Genomic DNA, 22,258 nt, shown 5'->3' with positions numbered 1-22,258 from the left:
CACGCCATGCCCATCCAGCTCCCCGCCATCGACGACCGCGACCACGCCGCGCTGGTGCGCGACACCCTCGCGTTGGCCGCCGTCCATGCGCCCGAGTGGACGCACACGGGCCCCAGCGACCCGGGCGTCACGCTCGTCGAGCTCTTCGCTTTCATGGCCGAGAGCCTGCTGTACCGCGCCAACCTCATCCCCGAGCGCAACCGGCTCAAGTTCCTGCAGCTGCTGGGCATCGGCCTGCGGCCCGCGCAGCCGGCGCGTGCGCTGGTGCAGTTCAGCCACGAGGGCGGTGATCGCCAGACGCTGCCGCTGCCTTCGGGCCTGCCGCTGCTGGCCGGCGCCGTGCCCTTCCTGACCGACACCGGCCTGGACCTGCCGCCGGTCACCGGCCTGGTCGTCTTCAAGCGCACCGTCGGCACGCCCGACCCCGCGCTGCTGGACTACTACCGCCAGCTCTACGAGGCCACCGGCCGCGACTTCGCCGGCAGCGACGCCGACGTGCAGCCCGTGCTGTACGACAGCGTGCAGCTGGCCGACCTGGCCCAGGCCCTGGACGTCGGCGCCGAGACGGTGGATGGTGCGTTGTGGATCGCGTTGCTGGCGCCGCCCAAGGCCACCGCGGCCGACAAGGCGCAGGCCCGCGAGCAGCTGGCCGGCCGCACGCTGTCCATCGGCCTGGTGCCGCAGCCGCCCGACACGCGCGGGCGCCTGCAGCCCGGCCTGCCGGCGCTGCCGCCGCCCGCGCTGAAGGCCTTCCTGCCCAAGGCCGATGACCAGGGTCGCGGCACGCCGGGCGAGTACGTGCGGCTGGACGCCATCGCGCCGGCCGGCTTCCCCGAGCAGGCCGGCATCCTGCAGGTCACGCTGCCGGTGGCGGCCAGCGCCATCGGCACCTGGGCCGAGGCCGAGCCGCTGGAAGCCGGCGTGGGCGAACTGCCGCCGCAGCTCACCGACGAGGCGCTGGCCGCGCGGCTCGTCACCTGGCTGCGCATCGACGGCCTGGCCACGGCCGGCGTGCGGCTGGCCTGGGCGGGCACGCACTGCGCCGTGGCGCGGCAGCGCAGCCGCGTCAGCCGCGAGCTGCTGGCCCCCGGTGACGGCTCGCCCGAGCAGCGTCGCCGCCTCAGCCACGGCCAGGTGCTGGCCGACGGCCTGCAGCTGTGGGTGGCCGGCCAGCCCTGGGCGCTGACCGACGAGCTGGAGGCCGCGCCCGCCGAAGGCCAGCCTGGCTCGGGCGCCTTCGCCCTGGATGCCGAGAGCGGCGAGATCCGCTTCGGCGACGGCGCACGCGGCGCGCGGCCCGCGGCGGGCGCCGAGATCGCGGTGCGTTTCGACTGGGCCTCGGGCGCGGCCGGCAACGTGGCTGCCGGCGTCATCAAGCTGGGCCCCACGCTGCCGGCCGGCGTGAAGGTTGCCAACCCGCGGCCGGCCGAAGGGGGCCTGGACGCCGAGAGCGCCGCGGACGGTGAGAAGCGCATCCCGCTGGTGCTGCGGCACCGCGACCGCGCCGTCAGCGCCGACGACTTCGACGCCATCGTCCGCGAGACACCGCAGGCCGACGTGGGCCGCGTGGACGTGCTGCCGGCCTGGCACCCCGAGCTGTCGCCGGGCCTGCCGGGCGACCAGCCGGGCGTCGTCACCTGCCTGGTGCTGCCGCGGCTGGACCCGCGCCGCCCCGACTACCCGCTGCCCAACGCTGACTTCATCGACGCCATCTGCAGCTATCTCGCGCCGCGCCGCCTCGTCACCTGCGAGGTGCTGCTGCGCGGGCCCGTCTACACGGGGCTGTGGATCAGTGTCGGCATCGAGCTGCACGCCGGCCAGGGCGTGGCCGAGGTGCGCGAGCGCGTGAAGACTGCGCTGAAGGCCTTCCTTGCACCGCTACCCGGCGCCGGCAGCGCCACCGGCTGGCCGCTGTTCAAGGCCGTGGCCGCGCTGGAGCTGGCCACCGTGGCGGCCCGCGTGGACGGCGTGCTGGGCGTGACGGGGCTGCTGCTGGGCGACGCCAACGGCGCGCAGCGCGACAGCGTGCCGCTGGCCGGCCTGCAGCTGCCGCTGATCGCCGGGCTGTCGGTGTCGCTCGGCGACCCGGTGCCGCTGTCCGACCTGATGGGGCAGGGCACCGGCAGCAGCGGCGGTGACGACGGCGCCGGCGTGCCGCCGGCCATCCGCCTGCCTGTGCCGCGCGTGCCGGAGAACTGCTGATGGACGCCAACGGCAGCCGCTTCCACGCCCTCGTCACGCGGGCGGACTGGACCGCGCGCGCCACGCCGGACGCGCACTGGGACTGGCTGCCCGACGATGCAGCGCAGGCCGACGCGCTGGGCCAACTGGTGCTCAAGCCGCTGCTGTTCGAGTTCAAGGCCGGCACGGCGCAGGCGCTGGACGAGCCCACGTCGCGCGCCGGCGGCGCCTTCGATGCCTACGGCAACCTCTACTCGCTGAGCGCCGACGGCACGGCCATCCGCGTGTGGTCCAGCGGCAGCGGCACGCTGACCGATTTCTGGCCGCTGCCCGAGCCGACACTTGCCCCGCCCGACCCCGGCGCCTTCGGCCCCTGCGCGCCCGCCGCGCCGCCGGCGCCGTGGGTGCTGGACGCGCTGACGGTGACGACCGGCCACTACCTCGTCGTCGCCAGCCGGGCCGCCGGCGGGCTGTTGATCTTCGACCTGCACGGCGGTGGCCCGCCGCTGCCGCAGCCCTGGGCCGACATGCCCGAGCCGCGCGCGCTGCTGGCGCTGGCGGACGGTGGCGTCGCGCTGTTCGACGCGGACCGCGCGTTGCACCGCCTGGGCCCCGACCTGCGCCCCTGCGTGCCGCGCGTCGTCAGCCCGTCGGCGTTCCGGCCCGAGCCCGAGGCCGAGGTGGAACCGCCGCCGCCCCCGTGCCGGCTCGCGCTGGGGGCGGACGCCACCGCCGTCGCGGCGCTGCCCGGCGATCGTTTCCTCGTGCTGCGCGACCGCGGTGACCGCCGCCACCTGGCCGTCGTCGACTGGCACGGTGTGGCCGGCAACGAGGTGGGGCCGCTGGAGGCGCAGATCCGCGACGCGACGGCCGGCGGCGTGCTGCCGCAGCTGTCCCGGCGCACGCTGGCCGTCGAGTGGCCGGCGGACCCCGATGCCAGCGGCTTCAGCGTGCTGCTGCTGGCCGCCAGCGGCGATCAGGCCTTTCGCTTCCGGGCGGTCGCGCCCGAGGCCGCGGGCGGCGAGTGGCGCTTCACGCTGCAACGCGACTTCATCCCGCTGCGCCGCTACGCGGCCGGGGGCTTCGCCAGCCTGGCGCCGGGCCAGGTGCTGCACCGCTTCCCGTCGGCGCGCGCCTTCTACTTCGGCGCCGACCGTTGGCTGCCGCTGCTGACGCTGCCGCGCCCGCGCTGCGAGCGCGACGGCGTGCTGGACGGCCCCGTGTGGGACAGCGCCACGCCCGGCTGCGTGTGGCACCGCGTCGCGCTGGACGCGCGCCGCCCGCCCGGCAGCTCGGTCGCGCTGCAAAGCCGCGCGGCCGACACGCCGGACGGCCTCGCGCTGCAGCCCTGGCGCGACGAGCCCGCGCTGCTGCCGCACCCGGGCGGCCCCGAGCTGCCGTGGCGCGAGCCGCCGCCCGGCGCCTGCAAGGAAGTGCAGACGCTGACCTGCCTGCTGCAGGCCGCCACCGGCCGCTACCTGCAGTTGCGCGTGCTGGCCGCCAGCGACGGCCAGCAAAGCCCCGGCCTGGCCGCGCTGCGAGCCTGGTACCCGCGCTTCAGCTACCTGCAGCACTACCTGCCGGCCGTCTACCGGGCGGACGCGGCCAGCAGCGCATTCACCGAGCGCTTCCTGGCCTTGTTCGAGGGCGAGCTGACGCGCTGGGAGGACCGCATCGCCGCCGCGCAGCTGCTGCTGGACGCGCGCACCGCGCCGCGCGAGACGCTGGAGTGGCTGGCCGGCTGGCTGGCCGTCGTGTTCGACGGCTCCACCGGCCCGGCGCGCCGGCGCGCGCTGCTGCGCCATGCGTTTGGCGTGCAGGCCCGCCGCGGCACCGTGCCGGGCCTGCTGCTGGCCGCCACGCTGGCCTGGGAGCCCGACGATGTCGACGCCGAACCCTGGCTGGCCGCGCCCGAGGCGCTGCCGGAACGGCTGCACGGCGTGCGGCTGCAGGAGTTGTTCGGCCTGGCGCCGCCGTTGCCGGCGGGTGCCTGGCGGCCTGCGCAGGGCCGGGCGGCGCTGCTGGAGCGATTGGGCGGTGACGACGGCCTGCTGGCCGACCCGGCGCGGCTGCAGCAGGCGCTGGGCTTCGTGCCACGCGCCGCGCGCGAGGAGGCGGCGCTGCTGGTGCCCGCGCGCCTGGCGGACGTGCCCGACGACGAGCCCCGCCCGCGCAGCGAGGACTTCGACGATTACCTCGCCGCCACCCAGCCCTGCGCACCGCTGCGCCAGCGCTGGCAGGACTACCTGGCCCGCCGCTGGCGCAGCATCTCGCTGCTGAACGCGGCCTGGGGCACCGGCTGGCGCGGCTTCGACCGCATCCCCAGCCCGCTGGCGCTGCCGGCGGGCTCGGTGGCGCTGGCCGACTGGTGGCGCTTCGAGGCGCAGATCGTGCGGGCGCTGACGCCCGCGCATCGCTTTCGCGTCGTGCTGCCGCTGCCGGCCGACACCGCGCGGCTGGACTTCGACGAACTGGCTCGCCGCCGCGCCGCCGTCGAGCGTGCCGTCGCGCGGGACAAGCCGGCCCACACGGTGGCCGAGATCCGCTTCGGCTTCGAGCTGTTCCGCGTCGGCGAGGCGCGGCTGGGCCACGACACGCGGCTGGAGCTGGGCCTGCTGCGCCGGCCCGAGCTGGCGGCGCTGACCACCGACTCCATCTGGCCCCCGTTCGTGCTCGGCGGGCGCGACCTGGGCGGCGGCCAGCTGACACATCCACGACCCCTGCCCCCACGCGACCGCGTGGGGCTGGACCGATAGGGAGACCGACATGGGTTGCTGCACAGGCTCCGCCTTCACCCCCGCGCCCGACGCGGCGCTGGACCCGCTCAAGCGCGTCAACTACACGTTCGGCATGGTGCTGGGCGTGGACGACTTCCGCCAGGAGCACGCCTACCTCGCCGCCCGCGACGAGCGCGCGCTGCGCGAGACCATCGGCTATGGCGTGCTGACCGGCCTGGGCGTCACCGCGCCCAAGCCGGCGCCCGGCGAAGGCCAGCAGGTGCGCGTGGTCGCCGGCCTGGCGCTGATGCCCGACGGCCACCTGGTGGGCGTTCCCACCGACCAGTGCGCCAACCTGCAGACCTGGCTGGACGCCGAGAAGGCGCGTGACGCCGACACCGCGCTCAACGAGACGGCCTATGTGCTGCTGCGCTTCGCCGAGGCCAGCGACTCGCCGGTGCCCATCCCCGGCGAGCCCTGCCGCGACGAGAGCGAGCTGAGTGCCGACGCGCGCGTCGTCGACAGCTTCGCGCTGGACTTCGCCTGGGCGCCACCCAACGCCAGCGAAGACCTGGCGCTGCGCGCCGTCGTCGCGTGGATACGCGGCATCAAGGTGCGGCCCGCGGCGCCTACCGGGCAGACGCTGGCCAGCTTCCAGGCCGACGTGGACACGGGCCTGCGCGCCGCCATCGAGGCCGCCTGGGGCGACAACCTCGGCGCCACCGACGTGCCCCAGCCCGCCGCCGCCACGCCGGCGCTGCCCACGCCCAGCAGCGTGCCCGCGCTGCCGGCGCCGCCGCTGCAGCTGGTGATCCCGCGCGCCGAGCTGGCCGCCTACTACGCGGCCGCGTTCGAGGTCTGGACGCGGCTGCTGCGCAGCGACCTCATGGCCCACCACGGCCCGGTGCCCAAGGCCAAGCCCACCGCCGAGCGGGCCCTGCTGCTGGCCGCCATCGACGTGAAGCCCGGCGCTGACGGCACGCGCGCCGTGCGCATGCTGGGCCGGCCGCAGCTGCTGCACCTGCGCCTGCTGCAGGAATGGCTGCTGCGCGATGGCAGCCAGGACGCACCGCGCGAGGCCCACTACCTGCTGGGCAAGGGCGACCCCGAGCTTGACCACGCGCAGGACCTGCTGGCCGACTTCGCCGCGCGCAACCATGCGATGACGCGCATCGACATCGTGCCCGACACCACCGACGGCGGCAGCGGCAACAAGGCCAAGCTTGTGCCGGCCGTCAAGTGGCCGGGTGGCGGCAGCGGCGGCGGGCCCGACTACTACGGCCCCGGCATGACGCAGCCCATCCCCGTGGCCGACGGCGGCACCGGCCAGGCGGTGGGACCGCTGACCGGCCAGCTGCTGGTGGGCCGCGCCGCGGCGGGCCCGGCCGTGCCGGCGCGCTTCGAGCTGGGGCGGCTGGCGGGCGCGCCTGTGCCCAAGCCGCCCGGCACCACCACCAACATCGTCGTCGACGACAGCAGTGCCGCGCCGTCCATCCGGCTCGACACCATCCAGGACATCGGCCCCGGCGCCAGCCCCGTGTTCACCAGTCTCACGCTGACCGGCGACCTCAGCGTCGACGGCGACGTGCTGGTGAAGGACAGCCTCACCGTGGACGGCACGCTGACGCTCGGGGCGCCGCACAGCAGTCTGCTGGCCACCGACGACACGGGCGTCGTCGTCGCGGCGCGTGGCTGGGATGGCGACGAGAAGGCGCTGGCTGAGCAGTCCAGCCCGCCCTATGCCTACCTGCCCGGCCAGAAGGCGCCGGTGCGCATCGAGGACGGCGGCACCGGGCTGCAGCAGCGCCCGCGCCAGCTGCAGGTGCTGGTGGGCGTGGAGACCAAGGCGCAGGCACTGCGCAGCGAGGGCGGGGACTACGTGCTCGCGTCGCTGGTGGCGGGCAAGAACGTGTCGCTGGCGCTGACGCAGCAGCGCCCCACGGAGACCGGCCCGGGCGGCTGGCGGCTCACCGTCGACGCCAGCGGCGGCGGCGAGGCCACGCGCGTCGTCGCGGCCGGGGGCGCGGCCAGCCCCGCAAACCTGACGGCGGTGACGGACGGCAGCGTCGTCACCATCGACAGCGTGCAGCCGCTGCACACCGCCGCCGTGCCCACGTTCGCCTCGCTGGCGCTGACGCGGCCACCCAGCAGCGAGGCCCCCGACGCGATGCTGGGCTGGCGCAAGAAGGACGGTCAGCTGGTGCTGACGGCCGGCGCCGCCCCGGCCGCCGACGTGACCCGCTGGCCCATGCGCTATGTGCTCAAGCCCGACGAGCTGGTCTACCGCACGGGCGACATGGTGCTGGCCGTGCTCGTGGCCGGCGTGCTGGACCTGCCCGACCCGCGCAAGGACGAACTGGGCGACGGCCACATCCTGGTGCTCAGCAACGTGACGGCCGAGCGGCTGTCGGTGCGCGGCGTGACGGTGGGCACCGACGGCACCTCGCTCACCGTGGCGCGCGGGCAGAGCGTGACGCTGGTGTCGGCTGCCGGGCTGCCGGTGCCGGGCTGGCTGGTCATCGGCCGGAGCTGATGCCATGGCCACCGTGCTCAATGCCCGCCTCAACCAGGTCGTCGGCGTGGCCGGCGAGCCGCGCAGCTTCTTCTTCAACGGCCGCCTGCTCAGCGCCGAAGACCTGACCCGCGAGCAGGCCGCCCGCGACGACGCCGAGCGCCGCCTGGCCCGGCTGATGGGCTGCGGCGTGGCGGAGGGCCTGACCGTCTCGCGCGCCACCGGCAGCGGCAGCGTGCTGCGCATCGGCGCCGGGCTGGGCGTCACGCCGTCGGGCGCCGTCATCGCCATCGGCAACCTGGACCTGGACCTCAGCAGCGCCGGCCGCGGCGCGTCGTTCAGCGGCTTCGGCGGTTGCGCGGCCAGCCTGGCCGAGGGCCAGCCGCTGGCCGGCGTCTACCTGCTGACGCTGACGCCCGCCTGGAGCGGCCAGGGCCGCGCGCCCACGCTGCTGGGCGAGGTGGGGGCCTGCAACCGGCGCACGCAGCAGCCGGCCGTGCGCGTGCGGCTGGTGGAGGTGCAGGCGCCGCCGGGGCTGGGCGCGGCCTCGGCGCGCAACGAGCTGGCCGTGGCGCTGCTGTCGCCGGGCCAGGGGCTGGCCGCCGTGCCCGAGGGCAGCCGCGTGGGCTGGTGGATGCGCCAGCGCATCGGCAACAGCGCGGCGGCGCCGGGGCTGTCGGCCGACGAGCTGCCGCTGGCGCTGCTGCAGATCAACGCCAGCGCCGAGCCGCTGTGGATAGACACCGACAGCGCCCGCCGGCGCCTCAGCCCCCCGCCCGGCGGCACCGGCGACGCGATGTGGCCGCAGTCCTGGGCCGTGGAGATGCAGGCCTTCGCCGCGCAGCTGCTGGCCGAGCTGCAGGGCGGCGCCAAGCCCGGCGCCTTCGTGTGGCTGCCGCCCACGCTGCCGCTGACGCCCGCGCAGCTGGCGCTGCTGCATGCCGTGGTGCCGGCCGTGCCCATGTATGTGGACGAGGTGCTGAACCGCGCCCGCTTCGCGCGTGCGCTCATCGAGGGCTGGGAGGACCAGCCGGTACGCCCCGCCGAGGCCAGCTTCTACGTTGCCCAGCTGGAGGGCCACCCCGAGCAACTGCTGCTGCGCGCCGCCGTGCTGGACAACCGACGAGCGATGGCCGCGCCGGGCCTCGGCGAGCGCACGTCACCCAAGGTCGCGTCGGCCGCGGCGCGCATCCTCGCGGCCGGCCGCCGCGGCGGCGAGCGCGGGCCGGGCAAGGACGAGCTGGCCGTCGCCGCGTCGGCGCTGACGCAGGCGCCCGACAGGAAAAAGCGTTAGCCATGGTCGCCCGCCTCGCCATCCACCGCCTCAGCGCCTGCACACCTGCGCGTGCGCAACCGGTGGCGGCGCGGATGGCGCTGCAGGCGCTGGGCGCCGACCTCGAAGACGCCGTGCCCCGCAGCCTGCCGCCGCAGGCGCTGCTGTGGCTGCGCCGGCTGCGGCTGCAGGCGCCCGAGACGGCACTGCTGCGCCCCGCGCCGGGCGCCTGGCGGCAGGACTGGATTGCCGCCGGCCGCGAGCAGCTGGACGCCGCGCTGGCCCAGGCCGCCCGCCCGGCGCTGGGCCCGGTGCCGGACTCGGCCTCCGCCGTGCTGTTTGCCGACGCGGCCGAGATGCTGGCCTGCCTGGCGCTGGCCGCGCAGTGCGGGCAGCTGGACCGCTGGTGGTGGCGCGGCCTGCTGGGGCGGGCCTGGCCGCAGTGGCAGCCGGCCTGGGCCGCGCGGCCCGAGGCGCAGGCAGCGGCGCAGCGGCTGCTGGTGCGGGCGGGGCGGGGCAAGCCGGTCGGCGTGCCGGGGGATGAGCCTCAGCCGGCGCCCGCCGCGGCTGTGACGGTGCAGCCTCCGCAGCGTGCCGGTGACGTGCCCGTGGCGGCCCAACGCGCACCCGTCGTGCCGGCGGACGCGCGCCACGAACCGACGCAGCCGCTGCCGCCTGCACGCCCTGGCGCAGCGTCCGCCGCTTCCCGTGGTGCATTTGCTGTGACGCCTCGCGAGCCTCATGTGCCGGCCTTTGCGCCCTCCGCCGTCGTGGCAGGTGTTGAAGCGCTAGGGGCGTCACCCGAGGCCCCGCTGCAGCCCGGGCAGCGCGTGCGCGAGAGGCCGGCAGACCCACCAGCCCAAAAGCAGCCGCCGGCAACGTCTGCCGCGAACGCGAGTCAGCCAGAGGCAACCGCCGCGCCAGCATGGGCGCCGCCCGACGGACCGACGCCGGCCGCGGCGCCGCGTGCTGCCAGCACGCGCCGCCGCGCGCCCCCCGCTGCCCGCGTGGCCTCGGCCAGCATCGCACCGGAGGCCGCGCCGTCTCGGGCCGACGCGACCCCGTCGGCTCGGCGGGAGCCGCCACCCGCCGCAGTTCCCCGATCAGCCGTCGGAGCGTTCGCCAACGCGCGGCCCCTCGCCACGCCAGCACCGCTCGAGCCCGAGACTTCTGCCGAGCGGATCGACCCGCCAGCGCATGCCCCCCAACGGCCATCGCTGCCGCCGCAGCCCGCCGTCGGCACCGCCGCTCTTTGGCCCTGGCCGCAGGCCCTGACCAGCCACCAGGCCCCGCTGCTGTTCATCGTCAACGCGCTGCTGGAGGACGGCCTCTACCCCGACTTCACGCGCCCGCTGGACCCCGGCCTGCCGGTGCCGCCCTGGGCGCTGCTGGCCGCGCTGGCGCACGCCTGGCGGCTGCCTGGCGACCCGCTGCAGGCGGCGCTGCAGCAGCGCTGCACCGGCTGGGCGCCGCCCCGCGAGATGCCCGCCGCCCCCGGCGCGCCGGCCGGGCCGTGGCCGGCGTGGCTGGCGGCCTACGCGCGCGCGCTGCGCCGTCGCCTGTGCCGGCGGCTGGGTTGCCGGCCGGCCGCCTGGCCGCAAGCCCTGACCCTCGCGCGGCCGGCGCGGCTGTGGCTCAGCGAGGCCGAGTGGGTGGCGGAGTTCCGGCTGGACAGCCATGACGTCGCCTGGCGCCTGGCCGGGCTGGACCGCGACCCCGGCTGGCTGCCCGCGGCTGGCTGCTCGTTGCGCTTCGAGTTCGTCTGATGCGCGCCGACGCCGCCCCCGAGCTGTGGCCGCAGGCCGCCACGGCGCTGTGCAGCCTGCTGCTGGCAGCGGCTTGGCGCGTCGTGCAAAGCGCGCGCGGGTTGCTGGGTGACGACGAGCTGGCGCAGCGCTTCGGTTTTGCGCTGGACCACGAAGCCGCCTTCGAGGCGCTGGACGACGAACAGCCCGTGCACCCCGGCCTGGCCCGGCTGGCCGCGGGCTGGCCCGAGCAGGCGCTGGAGCTGTGGCTGGTGCATGGCCTGGTGGAGGAGGACCGGCGCTTTGCCTCGCTGTTCGAGGCGCTGAACCAGGCGCTTGGCGAGGAGGGCGCCCAGCCCGGTCCCGCCTGGCTGCAGCAGGGTTTCGGCAACCTGCCGGGGCAGGGCGTGCGGCCCGCGCTGCGCGCGCTTCTGCAGGCCGGCGTGCTGAGGCCCGAGTCGCCCGGGCAGCCGCGCGGCGCGCAGCGCTTCGAGGTGGACGAGGCCTGCTGGGCCGCGCTGCGTGGCGAGCCGTTCGCCGACCCAGCGCCGGGCGTGCGCCTGTGCGGCACCGAGAGTGCGCCGCCGCTGTCGGCGCTGCAGCTGACGGCCGACACGCGCGAGCGGCTGGCGCGCTGGCGGCCTGGCCAGCCGCTGCTGGTGCGCGGCCCCGAGCACAACGGTCGCGGCAGCCTGGTGGCCGCGCTTGCGCGCGAGCAGGGCCGGCCGGTGCTTGAGTGCCGGCTGCACGAGACGAGCCCCGCACCGCCCACGCTGGCGGCGCTGGCCGCGCTGTGTGGCGCGCTGCCGCTGCTGCGTGTGGACGTGGCGCCCGGCGAGGCGCTGCGCCTGCCGGCGCTGCCCGGCGACTTCGCCGTCGTGGCTGCCGAGGAGGACGGCCTGGAGGGGCTGCCCGCCGACGTGCTGAGCGTCTCGTTGCCGCTGCCCGCCTACGAGCAACGCCTGGCCCTCATCGAGCAGGCCCGCCCGGGGCTGCCCGACGCCGCCGGCCTGGCCGCGCGGCTGCACCTGGCCTGCGGCCACCTGCACCGCGCGCTGTCGCACACGGCCGCCAGCGACGAGGCCGCGCTGCGCGAGGCGGCACTGGCCGGCGGCGCGGCCGGCCTGGCGCGGCTGGCGCAGCGGCTAGACCCGGCGCACGCGCCGCCCGACGCGCTGGTGCTGGACGAGGCACTTCGCCGTGACCTCGCCGCGCTGGCCGCGCGCTGCCAGCAGCGCGACCGGCTGCGGGGGGCGCTGCCGGCCGCGTTCGCCGCGCGGCTGAATGCCGGCGTGCGCGCGTTGCTGGCGGGGCCGTCGGGCACCGGCAAGACGCTGGCAGCCCAAGTGCTGGCGCGCGAGCTGGGGCTGCCGCTGTACCGGCTGGACCTGTCGGCCGTCGTCAGCAAGTACATCGGCGAGACCGAGCGCAACCTGCACCGCCTGCTGTCCGCCGCGCAGGCGCTGGACGTGATGCTGCTGCTGGACGAGGGCGACGCGCTGCTGGCGCCGCGCACCGAGGTGGGCTCCAGCAACGACCGCTACGCGAACCTGGAAACCAACTTCCTGCTGCAGCGCCTGGAGAGCCACGCGGGGCTGGTGCTGGTGACGACCAACGTGCAGGCGCGCATCGATACCGCGTTCCTGCGGCGCTTCGATTTCGTCATCCCCTTCAAGGCGCCGGAGGTGGGCGAGCGGCTGCGGCTGTGGCGGGCGCACCTGCCGGTGACGCATGCGCTGAGCGACGCGCAACTGGGGGCGGTGGCAGAGGCCTGCACGCTGGCCGGCGGGCAGGTGAGGAACGTGGTGCTGGACGCGGTGTCGGCGGCGCTGTCGCGCGGTCGGGTGGTCGATGCCGAGCTGCTGTTCGAAGCGCTGCAGCGGGAATACCGGCGCGGTGGCGGGTTGTGCCCGTTGAAGGGGCTGTGACGTGTGGTTGGGTTCTTCTTTGGTTGCTTTGACGAGGTGTGTGGTTGCGTGGTGCATTGCCGGGAGTCCCGGCAATGCGTCGATGTGCAGCTCGCCTCGAACAGCCAACCCCGGACAAGCCGACTCGTCGGCGCCGCTAGGCCGCTGACATGCTCGCCCCCCGCACCTTCGCCCCCCGCGTCGCCAAGCCCAAGAGCGACCCCCGCCTGATCGCCGTCACCGACCAGGCCAAGGCCGGTGCTGCCAAGCTCAAGCAGCACCCCACGCCCGCCACCAAGGCCAGGCAGGCCAGCAAGTCCACCCGGCCGCCCGCCAACGAGCGGCTGGCCGGCGCCAAGGCCAAGGTGGTGGACGCCGTGAAGGAGGCGCCCGCCCCCAAGCCCCAGCCTTCTTCGTTCAAGGCCCTGCTGCGCGCCGAGATCGACAAGGCCATGCCCAAGACGCTGGGCGAGACCGAGAACTTCATGCAGGGCGGCGCGCAGGGTGAGATGAAGGCGGCCGGCAGCGGCGGTGTCGCACAGCAGAAGGAGGCCGCCACCGGCCCGGCCGACCAGGCCGTCAAGAAGCCGCCGGACCCCGGCGCCGTGCCCGAGCAGACGGCCACGCCGCTGCCTGCCGAGGCCACGCCCGGCGCGCCACCCATCGCCGGCGACCAGGCCATGCCGCCGCCGGCCTCGGCGCAGGAGGTGTCGCTGCAGGAGACCAAGAAGGACACCGACCAGGCGCTCAAGGACGAGAAGGTCAAGCCCGCGAGCCTGTCCAAGGCCAACGACCCGCGCTTCTCGGCCGTCGGCGAGGCCAAGGGCAAGGTCGCCGCGCAGGCCGACAAGGCGCCGGGCCAGTTCCGCGCCAAGGAGGCCGCCGTGCTGGCCAAGACCGGCGCGCAGGCCGCCGGCGCGGCGCGCACCGGCGCGTTGCTGATGGCGGGCCGCAAGTCCGGCGGCAATGCCAAGGTGCTGAGCCGCCAGCAGCAGCAGGCGGCCAAGGAGGAGGCCGAGCGCGCCAAGGTGGCCGCCACCATCGAGGGCATCTACGCGCGCACCAAGGCCAAGGTCGAGGCCAAGCTGGGCGGGCTGGACGGTGAGGTGTCGGCCATCTTCGACCCCGGCGTGGACGCCGCCATCGCGCAGATGAAGGCCTTCGTCGACGACAAGATCTTCGACTACAAGTTGCGCCGCTACCTGAGCATCCCGCTGGTGGGCCTGGCGCGCTGGCTGCGCGACGCGGCGCTGGGGCTGCCGGAAGAGGTCAACGTGTTCTACACGCAGGGCCGCGCGCTGTTCACCAAGTCCATGGACGCGCTGATCGACCGCGTCGCGGCGCTGGTGGAGCGGCGCCTGGCGGAGGCCAAGGCCGAGGTGGCGGCGGGGCAGGCGCAGATCAAGGCCTATGTGGCCTCGCTGCCGGCCAGCCTGCAGGCCGCCGGCAAGGCGGCCGAGACGGCGGTGGGCGACCGCTTCAAGGAGCTGGAAGACAGCATCGAGAGCAAGAAGAACGAGATCGCCGCGGGCCTGGCGCAGAAGTACAAGGAGGCCTTCGACAAGGCCGACGAGGCCTTGAAGCAGATGCAGGAGGAGAACAAGGGCCTGGTGGCCGGCTTCCTGGAAAAGCTGGGCGAGGTGGTCAAGGCGCTGATGGAGTTCAAGGCCAAGCTGCTGGGGCTGCTGAAGAAGGGCGCCGAGACCATCCAGCTCATCCTGGATGACCCCATTGGTTTCCTCGGCAACCTGATCGCCGCCGTGAAGGGGGGCTTCAACGCGTTCGTCGGCAACATCTGGGCGCACCTGAAGGCCGGCTTCTTCAAATGGCTGATGGGGCCGCTGGCGGCGGTGGGCGTGGCGCTGCCGGCGGACCTCAGCCCGATGTCCGTGTTCAAGCTGGTGCTGGACGTGCTGGGCATCACCTACCCCAAGCTGCGGGCCAAGGCCGTCAAGCTCGTCGGCGAGACGGCGGTGACCGTCATCGAGAAGCTGGCCGAGTACGTGCAGGCGCTGTTCACCGGCGGCGTGGCCAAGCTGTGGGAGCAGGTGCAGGCGGACCTGTCCAGCCTGAAGGACATGGTCATCGGCGCCATCCAGGACTGGCTCATCGAGACCGTCGTGAAGCAGGCCGTCACCAAGGTGGTGTCCATGTTCAACCCGGCCGGCGCCATCATCCAGGCCATCCTCGCGATCTACAACGTCGTGATGTTCGTCATCGAGAAGGCGCAGCAGATCATGGCGCTGGTGGAGGCGGTCATCAATTCCGTGCACGCCATCGCGACGGGCGCCATCGGCGGCGCGATCGCGTGGATCGAGAAGTCGCTGGCCTCGGCCATCCCCGTCGTCATCGGTTTTCTCGCGCGGCTGCTGGGGCTGTCGGGCATCACGGCGAAGATCCAGGGCTTCATCCGCAAGGTGCAGGCCAAGGTGGACGGCGCCATCGACAAGGTCATCGCCAAGATCGTCGGCGTCATCAAGAAGCTGTTCGGCAGGAACAAGAACGGAAACGACCCGGAGAAGCAGAAGAAGATCGACGCCGGCAAGGTGGCCATCGATGCGGCCGTGGCGAAGTACGCCGGCGGCGGCATCGACGAGAAGGCGTTGACGGCAGACCTGCAGGCGGTGAAGCGCCAGCACCCGGTCTTCAAGACCATCGGGTTGAAGGGCAAGGGCAAGAAGCTGTTCTGGTTCTACTCGGCCAGCCCCGTGGTGGAAGGACTCGCCGGCCCCGAAGGCGTGGAATGGGCGGTGGGCCTCCACAAGGTCGACCCGCCCGCGAACGCGAAGAAGACCAATGGCAAGGTGTCCGGCGAATCGCACCATGTGCCGCAGAAGATCCTGCTGGGGTCCATCGGCGAGTTCTTTGAAGCGGTGGCGGTGCCGTATGGCGCCGTCTCCAAGCCCCATGCCGATGCGGCGCGAACCTATGGGGCCGCCTGCATGAGCGGGCTCAAGTCCAGTGGTGCCGACCTCGCGGGCATCTGGCTGACCTCGCCGGCGCACAAGACGGCGCATGCGTCCGCGCCGCTGTCCAGCGTGATCGCCGAGGCGAAAGCACTGACGGCTGCCGACAAGGTGAGCACGCGGTCCGCCGGCATGGTCACGCTGCCCTCGGGCGGGTTGAGCGTGGCGCCGGGCCAGGCCGCACCCGCCGGCGTGGTGATCTCCGGCAAGGCGACCGACGGCAGCACATCGGTCGACATGGCCAACGTCCACGTGAACCGCAGTGCGCTGTTCGCCGGCCTGCAGCAGCGCATGCTGGGCACGTCCACCGGCAGTGGGCACACCACGGCCGATCAGCGCACCGCGCAGATCAAGAAGCTGGGGGCGGACCCCAAGACGGCGGCCGCGATCAACAAGCTCAACAAGAAGGCCATGGGCCTGTTCCGCGCGCAATGGAACGGCCTGCTCGCGGCAGGGCTGTCAGGCGTCCAGGCAGCCATCGGGCACGACCCGGACACGCGCTGGAAGTCCGAACTCACGACCCGTGCGAAGTCAAGCTGGGACGCCAAAGGCCACCTCAAAGGGCCGGCAGACGCGTGAGCGCCGACCGGGTCAGTGCTGCCGCAACTGCCGCTCCCCGAACAGCACCTCGCGCGCCTTGTCATCGGTCAGCGGCCGCCGTGCACCGGCCAGCACCTCCACGCCGCGCTGCACGGCCGGCCGCTTGGCGATCTCGTCGAACCAGCCCTTCAGGTGCGGGTAGTCGGCCATCTCCACGCCCTGGTTCTTCCACGAGCGCAGCCACGGAAACACGGCGATGTCGGCGATGGAATAGTCGGGCCCGCCGACATAGGTGGCGTGCGCCAGCCGCTTGTTGAGCACGCCGTACAGCCGCTTGGCTTCCTGGGTGTAGCGCTCGATCGCGTAGGGCAGCTTCTCGGGCGCGTAGATGCGGAAGTGGTGCGCCTGGCCCAGCATGGGCCCGACGCCGCCCATCTGGAACATCAGCCACTGCAGCACCTCGTACTTGCCCCGCGTGTCGGCGGGCAGCAGCCGGCCGGTCTTGCCGGCCAGGTACAGCAGGATGGCGCCGCTCTCGAACAACGAGATCGGCTGGCCGTCGGGGCCATCCGGGTCGGTGATGGCGGGAATCTTGTTGTTGGGGCTGATCGCCAGGAAGTCCGGCGCGAACTGCTCGCCGGCGCCGATGTCCACGGGATGCACCCGGTACGCAAGGCCACATTCCTCCAGCATGATGTGCACCTTGTGCCCGTTGGGGGTGGGCCATGAGTAGACTTCAATCATTCGTCGCCTCCGTCCAGTGCGCTCTAGGCAGACCCTAGCGGCCGGCCCCATTCTCAGACTTCCTCACGACTCATGGTGGTAAAGCAAGTCAAGCACTGGCTCGTGACCCGCGCCAACGCCGCGCGCTGGCGCGCGATCCAGGACTGGGCCGAGGCGCGTGGCGCCCAGTTCAACCAGACCCGCGACGGCCAGGGCTTTCTGATCGAGCAGCCCAAGGCCCAGCCGGGGCCGCTGCGCGTTGAGTGGGGCGTGTCGCAGCGCAGCTACCTGCCCGGCACCGAGCTGCGCATGCGCTGCGAGATGGGCCTGCACCCCGACCTGCAACTGATGGTGCTGTGCCGCGCGCTGATGGAGAACCTGGAGCGCGCCGTCTTCGAGGCCTACACCGACACGCTCAAGACCCGCGTCGACACCGACACGCCGGAGGAGATGCGCTGGCTGGTCATGTTCCCCAAGTTCAACCACGCCGCCTCGCAGATCGCCCGCCAGCGCTACGGCTTCGTGGGCGTCACCAAGGACCTGGCACGCGGCTGGGTGGACGGCGAACTGGGCGAGGCGCTGGCCCAGGCCAGCCAGGACCTTCTGCCCGAAGGCCATCCCTTCGTGCTGATGTGCATGCGCGGCAACCTCTACCTGCGCACCGAGATGGCCGAGGCCGACCTGCCGCGCGTGCAGGCTTTGGTGCGGCTGCTGGAGACCGCCGCCCGCGAGGCGCTGCGCGTGAACGCCCAGCTGTCCGACAGCGGCGCCTGGCCCACGACGACGTCCATCGCTTGGACGCCGTCCACGCGGCCCAGTGATATCAACTGATGTCAGCTGATGCCCCTCGTCCAGTCTCGCCGCGCTGAACGCGGCAAGACTGGCCGGTCTTGCAGACCGCGCAGCCGACAGGGCGGCTGCCCTTCGGCAGGCACGACAAGTCCTCAGGACTTGTCGAGTCCGGCCTCAGCCCCCGAGGGGACGGCGATGCTTGCGGCATCGAGCCGCAAGCACATCGCCCGACGCGGGCCGGCTTGGGGGCAGCCCGGCGCTCGGCCCGCAGCCTCAGCGCGGGGTCAAGCCCGTTGCGCGAAGCTCCAGGCCAGTTCCGACAGAGGCCGGGCGCTCTTGGCCGTCTCGCGCGCCTGCGCGCTGGAGGCCGTGCCATCGACGACGCGCTTGGCGATGCCCTGCACGATGGCCGCGATGCGGAACATGTTGTAGGCCATGTAGAAGTTCCAGTCCGCCATGACGGCGCCCGCATCGGCGCGGCCGGTGCGTTCGCAGTAGCGCTGCACGTAGTCACGCTCGCTAGGGATGCCCAACGCGGCCAGGTCCACGCCGCCCAGGCCGCGCGCGGCGCCCGAGGTCTGGATGTGCCAGCTCATGCAGTGGTAGCTGAAGTCCGCCAGCGGGTGGCCCAGCGTCGACAGCTCCCAGTCCAGCACGGCGATGATGCGCGGCTCGGTGGGGTGGAAGACGACGTTGTCCATGCGGTAGTCGCCGTGGACGATGCCGACCTCACGCTCGTCGCGCGCCGACGCGGGGATGTGTGCCGGCAGCCAGGCCAGCAGCGCGTCCATCGCCGGGTTGGGCTCGGTGACCGAGGCCAGGTACTGCTTGCTCCAGCGGCCGATCTGGCGCTCGAAGTAGTTGCCTGGCTTGCCGTAGGCCTCCAGCCCGCGGGCCTTGAAGTCGACCTGGTGCAGCGCCGCGATGACGCGGTTCATCTCGTCATAGTGCGCGGCGCGCTCGGCGTTGCCCATGCCGGGCAGGCTCTGGTCCCACAGCACGCGGCCGGGCATGAACTCCATGACGTAGAACGCGCGACCGATGACCGATTCGTCCTCGCACAGCGCGCGCATCGCCGGCACGGGCACGTCGGTGCCGGCGAGGGCCCCCATGACCTGGAACTCGCGCTCGATGGCGTGCGCCGACGGCAGCAGCTTGGCCACCGGCGCCGGCTTGCTGCGCATCACGTATTGCGCGGCCGGTGTCGTCAGCAGGTAGGTCGGGTTGGACTGACCGCCCTTGAACTGCTCGATCGCGAGCGGCCCCTTGAACCCGTCGACATGCGCAGCCAGCCAGGCTTCGAGCGCTGCCGTGTCCAGCGGCTGGGCAAGGGGACGGGTGCCGGTGAATGCTTCCATGGGGGTCGTTCGTCGAGACGTGAACTTTCCATTCTGCGAGCAGGGCACCGGCCCGCGTGTCTTCAGCGCGACGCTGCGGCCAGCAGCTTGTCGCGGCTCAGGACGACAAGCCGCGTGGGCTCCACGCGCACGGCGCCTTCGCGCTCGAAGGCCTTCAATTCCTGGTTGACGCGCTGGCGCGACGCGCCCAGCAGCTGGGCCAGGTCTTCCTGCGCCAGCTGCAGGCCGATGCGGATCTCCTCGCCTTCCTGCACGCCGTAGGAGCGCGCCAGCAGCAACACCTGCTTGGCCAACCGCGCGGCCAGCGGGCGGGTGTTGAGATCCTCGATCATGTCGAACATCAGCCGCAGGCGGCGGCAGTTCAGCCGCAGCAGCGCGTCGTACAGCTCGGAGTGGGCCTTCAGCAGCGCGTGAAAGTCGGCCTTGCGCACGCACAGCAGCGTGGTCTCGCCGTGCGCGTAGGCATCGTGCGTGCGTGGCAGGCCGTCGAACAGCGCGATGTCGCCGAACCAGGTGCCGGGCTCGACATAGGTCAGCGAGATCTGCTTGCCGGCCAGCGACACCGAGCTGACGCGCACGGCGCCCTTGGCCACCGCCGACCACTCCTCGGCCGGCTCGCCGCGGTGCGACAGCATGGTCTCGTCGGCCAGGCGGCGCACGAAGGCGCGCTGCAGGATGTCGGCGCGCAGGGGCTCGGACAACTTCGAGAACCAGGCGCCCTGGTCGATTTGTTGGCGTTCTGCGGGAGTGAGGCTGAGTGCGTTCATGTCGGGTGGCATTGTGCCCGGGCGACCCCATGCTAGAGTGACCCGACCTGTCCTTCCCCCTCGTTCAACCGCCTCGCTGACCCGCCCGCAGTCAATGCCCATCACGGCCCTGCGCCCGACGTTGCTGGGTGCCCTCACACCCGCCTTGGCCTTGCTGCTGGGCCTGTCGCCCCAGGGCGCTGCTGCGCTCGGCATGGGCCGGCCCGTCGTCCACTCCGCGCTGGGCAAGCCGCTGGACGTCAGCATCCCGCTGACGCTGGCCGAGGGCGAGCAATTGACCGATGCCTGTGTGCGCGCCGAGGTCTCGGCCGGCGAGGCCCGTGTGCCGGCGGGCCTGCTGCAGATGCGCGTCGAGGGCGAGCCCGGTGAGCGCCGCATCCGGCTGCAGAGCCTGGCGCGCATCGACGAGCCGGCGCTGCGCATCACGCTGGCGCTGGGTTGCCCGCTGCGGCTGACGCGCGAGTTCAACGCCTTCATCGACCCGCCGGCTGGTGCCGCCGCCGTGCCCGCACCGCCGCCACCTGTCTATGCACCGCCGCCGCCGCAGACGGCGCGCATCGTCGCCGAGGCGGTTCCCGCGCCTGCACCGGTGGCGCCGCGCCCGCGCGTGCGGGCCAAGCCCAGGACCGGCGGCCCGCGCCTGGTGCTGGAGCGGCCGGAGATCCTGGTCAGCCAGGCGCCGCAGCGCCCGTCGCCCGTGGCCAGCGCGCCCGAGGCCGATCTGCCGCCGGAACTCGAGGCGCAGATCGCGCAGCTCGAGGAGACCGTGGCCCAGCTGCGTGCCGAGCTGGAGGCCCGCCTGCAGGCCGAGGCGGCTGCGTCAGCGCCGCCACCGTCGCCGGCGCCCGAGCCGTTCGCTTCCGCCCCCACGCCTGCGCCGGCATCGGCGGCGCGCAACTCGCCTTACCGCGACCCCATGACCTGGCTGCTCACGCTGGGCCTGAGCCTGCTGGCCGGCGCCGCGGCGTTCTACGGCAGCCGCTGGCGCGAGGAGCGGGCCCGGCGCGAACGCGCCTACTGGCGCGCGCTGCACGCCGCCGAGGGCGCCGCCGACCCGCTGCCGCCCCCGCCGCCGCCTGGCATCGCGCCGCCCGTGCTGGCGCCGGCCGCCTTGCTGCCGGACGAAGGCCAGCACCAGGCCACGCGGCCCCAGCCTCGCCCCATGGCCTGGCCGCCGACGCCCATCGTGCCGCCGGCCCTGCAGGCGACGCAGGCCCTGCAGCTGCAGCCCACATCCATGCAGGCCACGCAGCCGCTGCCGGTGCAGCCCGCCGCGGCGCCGGCACTGGCGCAGGAGCTGAGCGTCGCCGACGAGTTGCTGGACCTGCAGCAGCAGGTGGACTTCCTGCAGCTGCTGGGCCAGCACGAGGCTGCCGCCGACCTGCTCGCCACGCGGCTGGCGCGCGGCAATGCCGGCGCCATGCCCTATCTGATGCTGATGGAGATCTGCCAGCAGCGCGGGGACCCCGAAGTGTTCGCGGAGCTGGCGCGGCAGTTCGAGCAGCGCTTCCGCACGCTGGCGCCCGCGTGGGCGCAGAGCCTGGCGCGCGGCCGCAGCCTGGATGCCAGCCCCAGCGTCATTGCGCACCTGCAGGTGGTGTGGTCCGACGCGGCTGCCGCGATGCAGATGCTGCGCGAGCTGCTGGCCCGCGGCGCCGGCCCTGGCGCGCCGCATTTCGACCTGCCGGCCTACCGTGACCTGCTGACGCTGTACAGCGTGTCCCGCGACCTGTTCGAGGCCGGCCTGCGCGGCGATGAGGTGGACCTCATGCTGCCGCTGGATTCCCGCTTCGACGGGTAGTTGGCGGGCTACAGGCCGAAGTCGTCGGCCTCGCCGCTCATCGCCTTCTCGATGAGCCGGCGCGACAGCCGCTCCGACAGCAGCTCGGCAAAGCTGTAGACGTAGTTGCGCAGGTAGGCGCCACGCTTGAAGGCGACGCGCGTCACGTTGCTGCCCAGCAGCGTGCCCAGCGGCCGGGCGACGAGTTCGCTGTTCGCCGGCTCCTCGCGCATCGCCATCTCGGCGACGATGCCCACGCCCATGCCCAGCCGCACATAGGTCTTGATGACGTCGGAGTCGATGGCTTCCAGCACGACGTTGGGCGTCAGGTGGCGCGCGGCGAAGGCCTTGTCGATGCGGGTGCGACCGGTGAAGCTGGGGTGGTAGGACACCAGCGGCTCGGCCGCCAGCTGCTCCAGGTTCACGCGCTCCACGTTGGCCAGCGGATGGTCGCGCGGCACCACCATCACGTGCTGCCACTCGTAGCAGGGCAGCGTGACGAGCTCCGGGTACTGCGCCAGCGACTCGGTGGCGAGGCCCAGGTCGGCGGTCTCGTCGATGAGCATGCGGGCGACCTGGTCGGGGCTGCCCTGGTGCAGGCTGACGCGCAGCTGCGGCAGCTGCTTGCGCAACTGCGCCACGGGTGCGGGCAGCACGTAGCGCGCCTGCGTGTGCGTGGTGGCGATGGAGAAGGTGCCGCTGTCCTGGCGCGAGTACTCCTCGCCGATGCGCTTCAGGTTGGCCACCTCGCGCAGGATGATCTCGATGCAGGCCAGCACCTGCTGGCCCGGCTCGGTGATGCGGCGCAGCCGCTTGCCGTGGCGCGAAAAGATGTCGACGCCCAGCTCCTCCTCCAGCTCCAGGATGGCCTTGGACACGCCGGGCTGCGACGTGAACAGCGCCTTGGCCGTCTCGGTCAGGTTGAGGTTGCGGCGGGCGGCTTCCTGGACGAAGCGGAATTGGTGCAGGTTCATGTCAGTGACGCGCGGCCGTTGCG

Annotated in this window: 13 protein-coding genes; 9 read left to right on the top strand and 4 right to left on the bottom strand. The window is 73.6% G+C overall.

From position 1 onward, the window contains the following. Positions 1 to 6: 6 nt before the first annotated feature. From AC1Q7O_RS06760 to AC1Q7O_RS06730, 7 genes are all read left to right on the top strand, one after another. On the top strand, positions 7 to 2,202 hold the full coding sequence (locus AC1Q7O_RS06760; RefSeq protein ID WP_492662525.1) for a baseplate J/gp47 family protein: 2,196 nt from the start codon (positions 7 to 9) through the stop codon (positions 2,200 to 2,202). Further along, positions 2,202 to 4,937: a phage tail protein gene (locus AC1Q7O_RS06755; RefSeq protein ID WP_492662526.1), complete on the top strand. Its 2,736-nt coding sequence runs from the start codon at positions 2,202 to 2,204 to the stop codon at positions 4,935 to 4,937. Before AC1Q7O_RS06760 ends, AC1Q7O_RS06755 begins: the two co-directional genes overlap by 1 nt. A 10-nt stretch (positions 4,938 to 4,947) precedes the next feature. Next, complete coding sequence (locus AC1Q7O_RS06750) at positions 4,948 to 7,431, top strand: hypothetical protein (protein WP_492662527.1); 2,484 nt, start codon at positions 4,948 to 4,950, stop codon at positions 7,429 to 7,431. A 4-nt stretch (positions 7,432 to 7,435) separates the two neighbouring features. Next, positions 7,436 to 8,704, top strand: a complete 1,269-nt coding sequence (locus AC1Q7O_RS06745; RefSeq protein WP_492662528.1) for a hypothetical protein — start codon at positions 7,436 to 7,438, stop codon at positions 8,702 to 8,704. A 2-nt stretch (positions 8,705 to 8,706) separates the two neighbouring features. Next, entirely contained in the window at positions 8,707 to 10,449 is a 1,743-nt protein-coding gene (locus AC1Q7O_RS06740) for a hypothetical protein (RefSeq protein ID WP_492662676.1), read from the top strand. Further along, complete coding sequence (locus AC1Q7O_RS06735; protein ID WP_492660040.1) at positions 10,449 to 12,356, top strand: ATP-binding protein; 1,908 nt, start codon at positions 10,449 to 10,451, stop codon at positions 12,354 to 12,356. Before AC1Q7O_RS06740 ends, AC1Q7O_RS06735 begins: the two co-directional genes overlap by 1 nt. Before the next feature lie 149 nt (positions 12,357 to 12,505). Beyond that, positions 12,506 to 15,880: a phage tail protein gene (locus AC1Q7O_RS06730; RefSeq protein ID WP_492660041.1), complete on the top strand. Its 3,375-nt coding sequence runs from the start codon at positions 12,506 to 12,508 to the stop codon at positions 15,878 to 15,880. Between the two features lie 12 nt (positions 15,881 to 15,892). Here the strand turns inward: AC1Q7O_RS06730 and AC1Q7O_RS06725 are convergent, their stop codons facing one another. Then, complete coding sequence (locus tag AC1Q7O_RS06725) at positions 15,893 to 16,585, bottom strand: glutathione S-transferase C-terminal domain-containing protein (RefSeq protein WP_492660042.1); 693 nt, start codon at positions 16,583 to 16,585, stop codon at positions 15,893 to 15,895. A gap of 72 nt (positions 16,586 to 16,657) precedes the next feature. On the opposite strand from AC1Q7O_RS06725, the gene AC1Q7O_RS06720 reads away from it, so the two are divergent. Continuing rightward, entirely contained in the window at positions 16,658 to 17,395 is a 738-nt protein-coding gene (locus AC1Q7O_RS06720; protein WP_492660043.1) for a hypothetical protein, read from the top strand. 245 nt (positions 17,396 to 17,640) lie between these two features. Here AC1Q7O_RS06720 and AC1Q7O_RS06715 read toward each other — a convergent pair whose 3' ends face one another. Together AC1Q7O_RS06715 and AC1Q7O_RS06710 are read right to left on the bottom strand one after the other, a co-directional pair. Continuing rightward, complete coding sequence (locus tag AC1Q7O_RS06715) at positions 17,641 to 18,714, bottom strand: phosphotransferase (RefSeq protein WP_492660044.1); 1,074 nt, start codon at positions 18,712 to 18,714, stop codon at positions 17,641 to 17,643. A 62-nt stretch (positions 18,715 to 18,776) separates the two neighbouring features. Next, entirely contained in the window at positions 18,777 to 19,481 is a 705-nt protein-coding gene (locus tag AC1Q7O_RS06710; protein ID WP_492660045.1) for a Crp/Fnr family transcriptional regulator, read from the bottom strand. 94 nt (positions 19,482 to 19,575) lie between these two features. Between AC1Q7O_RS06710 and AC1Q7O_RS06705 the strand changes: the two genes are divergently transcribed. Further along, the gene (locus tag AC1Q7O_RS06705; protein WP_492660046.1) at positions 19,576 to 21,282 is read left to right on the top strand and encodes a type IV pilus assembly protein FimV; all 1,707 of its coding nucleotides are present in this window, start codon (positions 19,576 to 19,578) and stop codon (positions 21,280 to 21,282) included. Between the two features lie 8 nt (positions 21,283 to 21,290). Here the strand turns inward: AC1Q7O_RS06705 and AC1Q7O_RS06700 are convergent, their stop codons facing one another. Next, positions 21,291 to 22,235: a CysB family HTH-type transcriptional regulator gene (locus AC1Q7O_RS06700; protein ID WP_492660047.1), complete on the bottom strand. Its 945-nt coding sequence runs from the start codon at positions 22,233 to 22,235 to the stop codon at positions 21,291 to 21,293. Positions 22,236 to 22,258 lie beyond the last annotated feature (23 nt).

The sequence above is a fragment of the Roseateles sp. GW823-FHT07B05 genome, assembly GCF_058794515.1.
The sequence above is the reverse complement of the archived record's forward strand: the minus strand, read 5'-3'. Positions and strand labels throughout refer to the sequence as shown.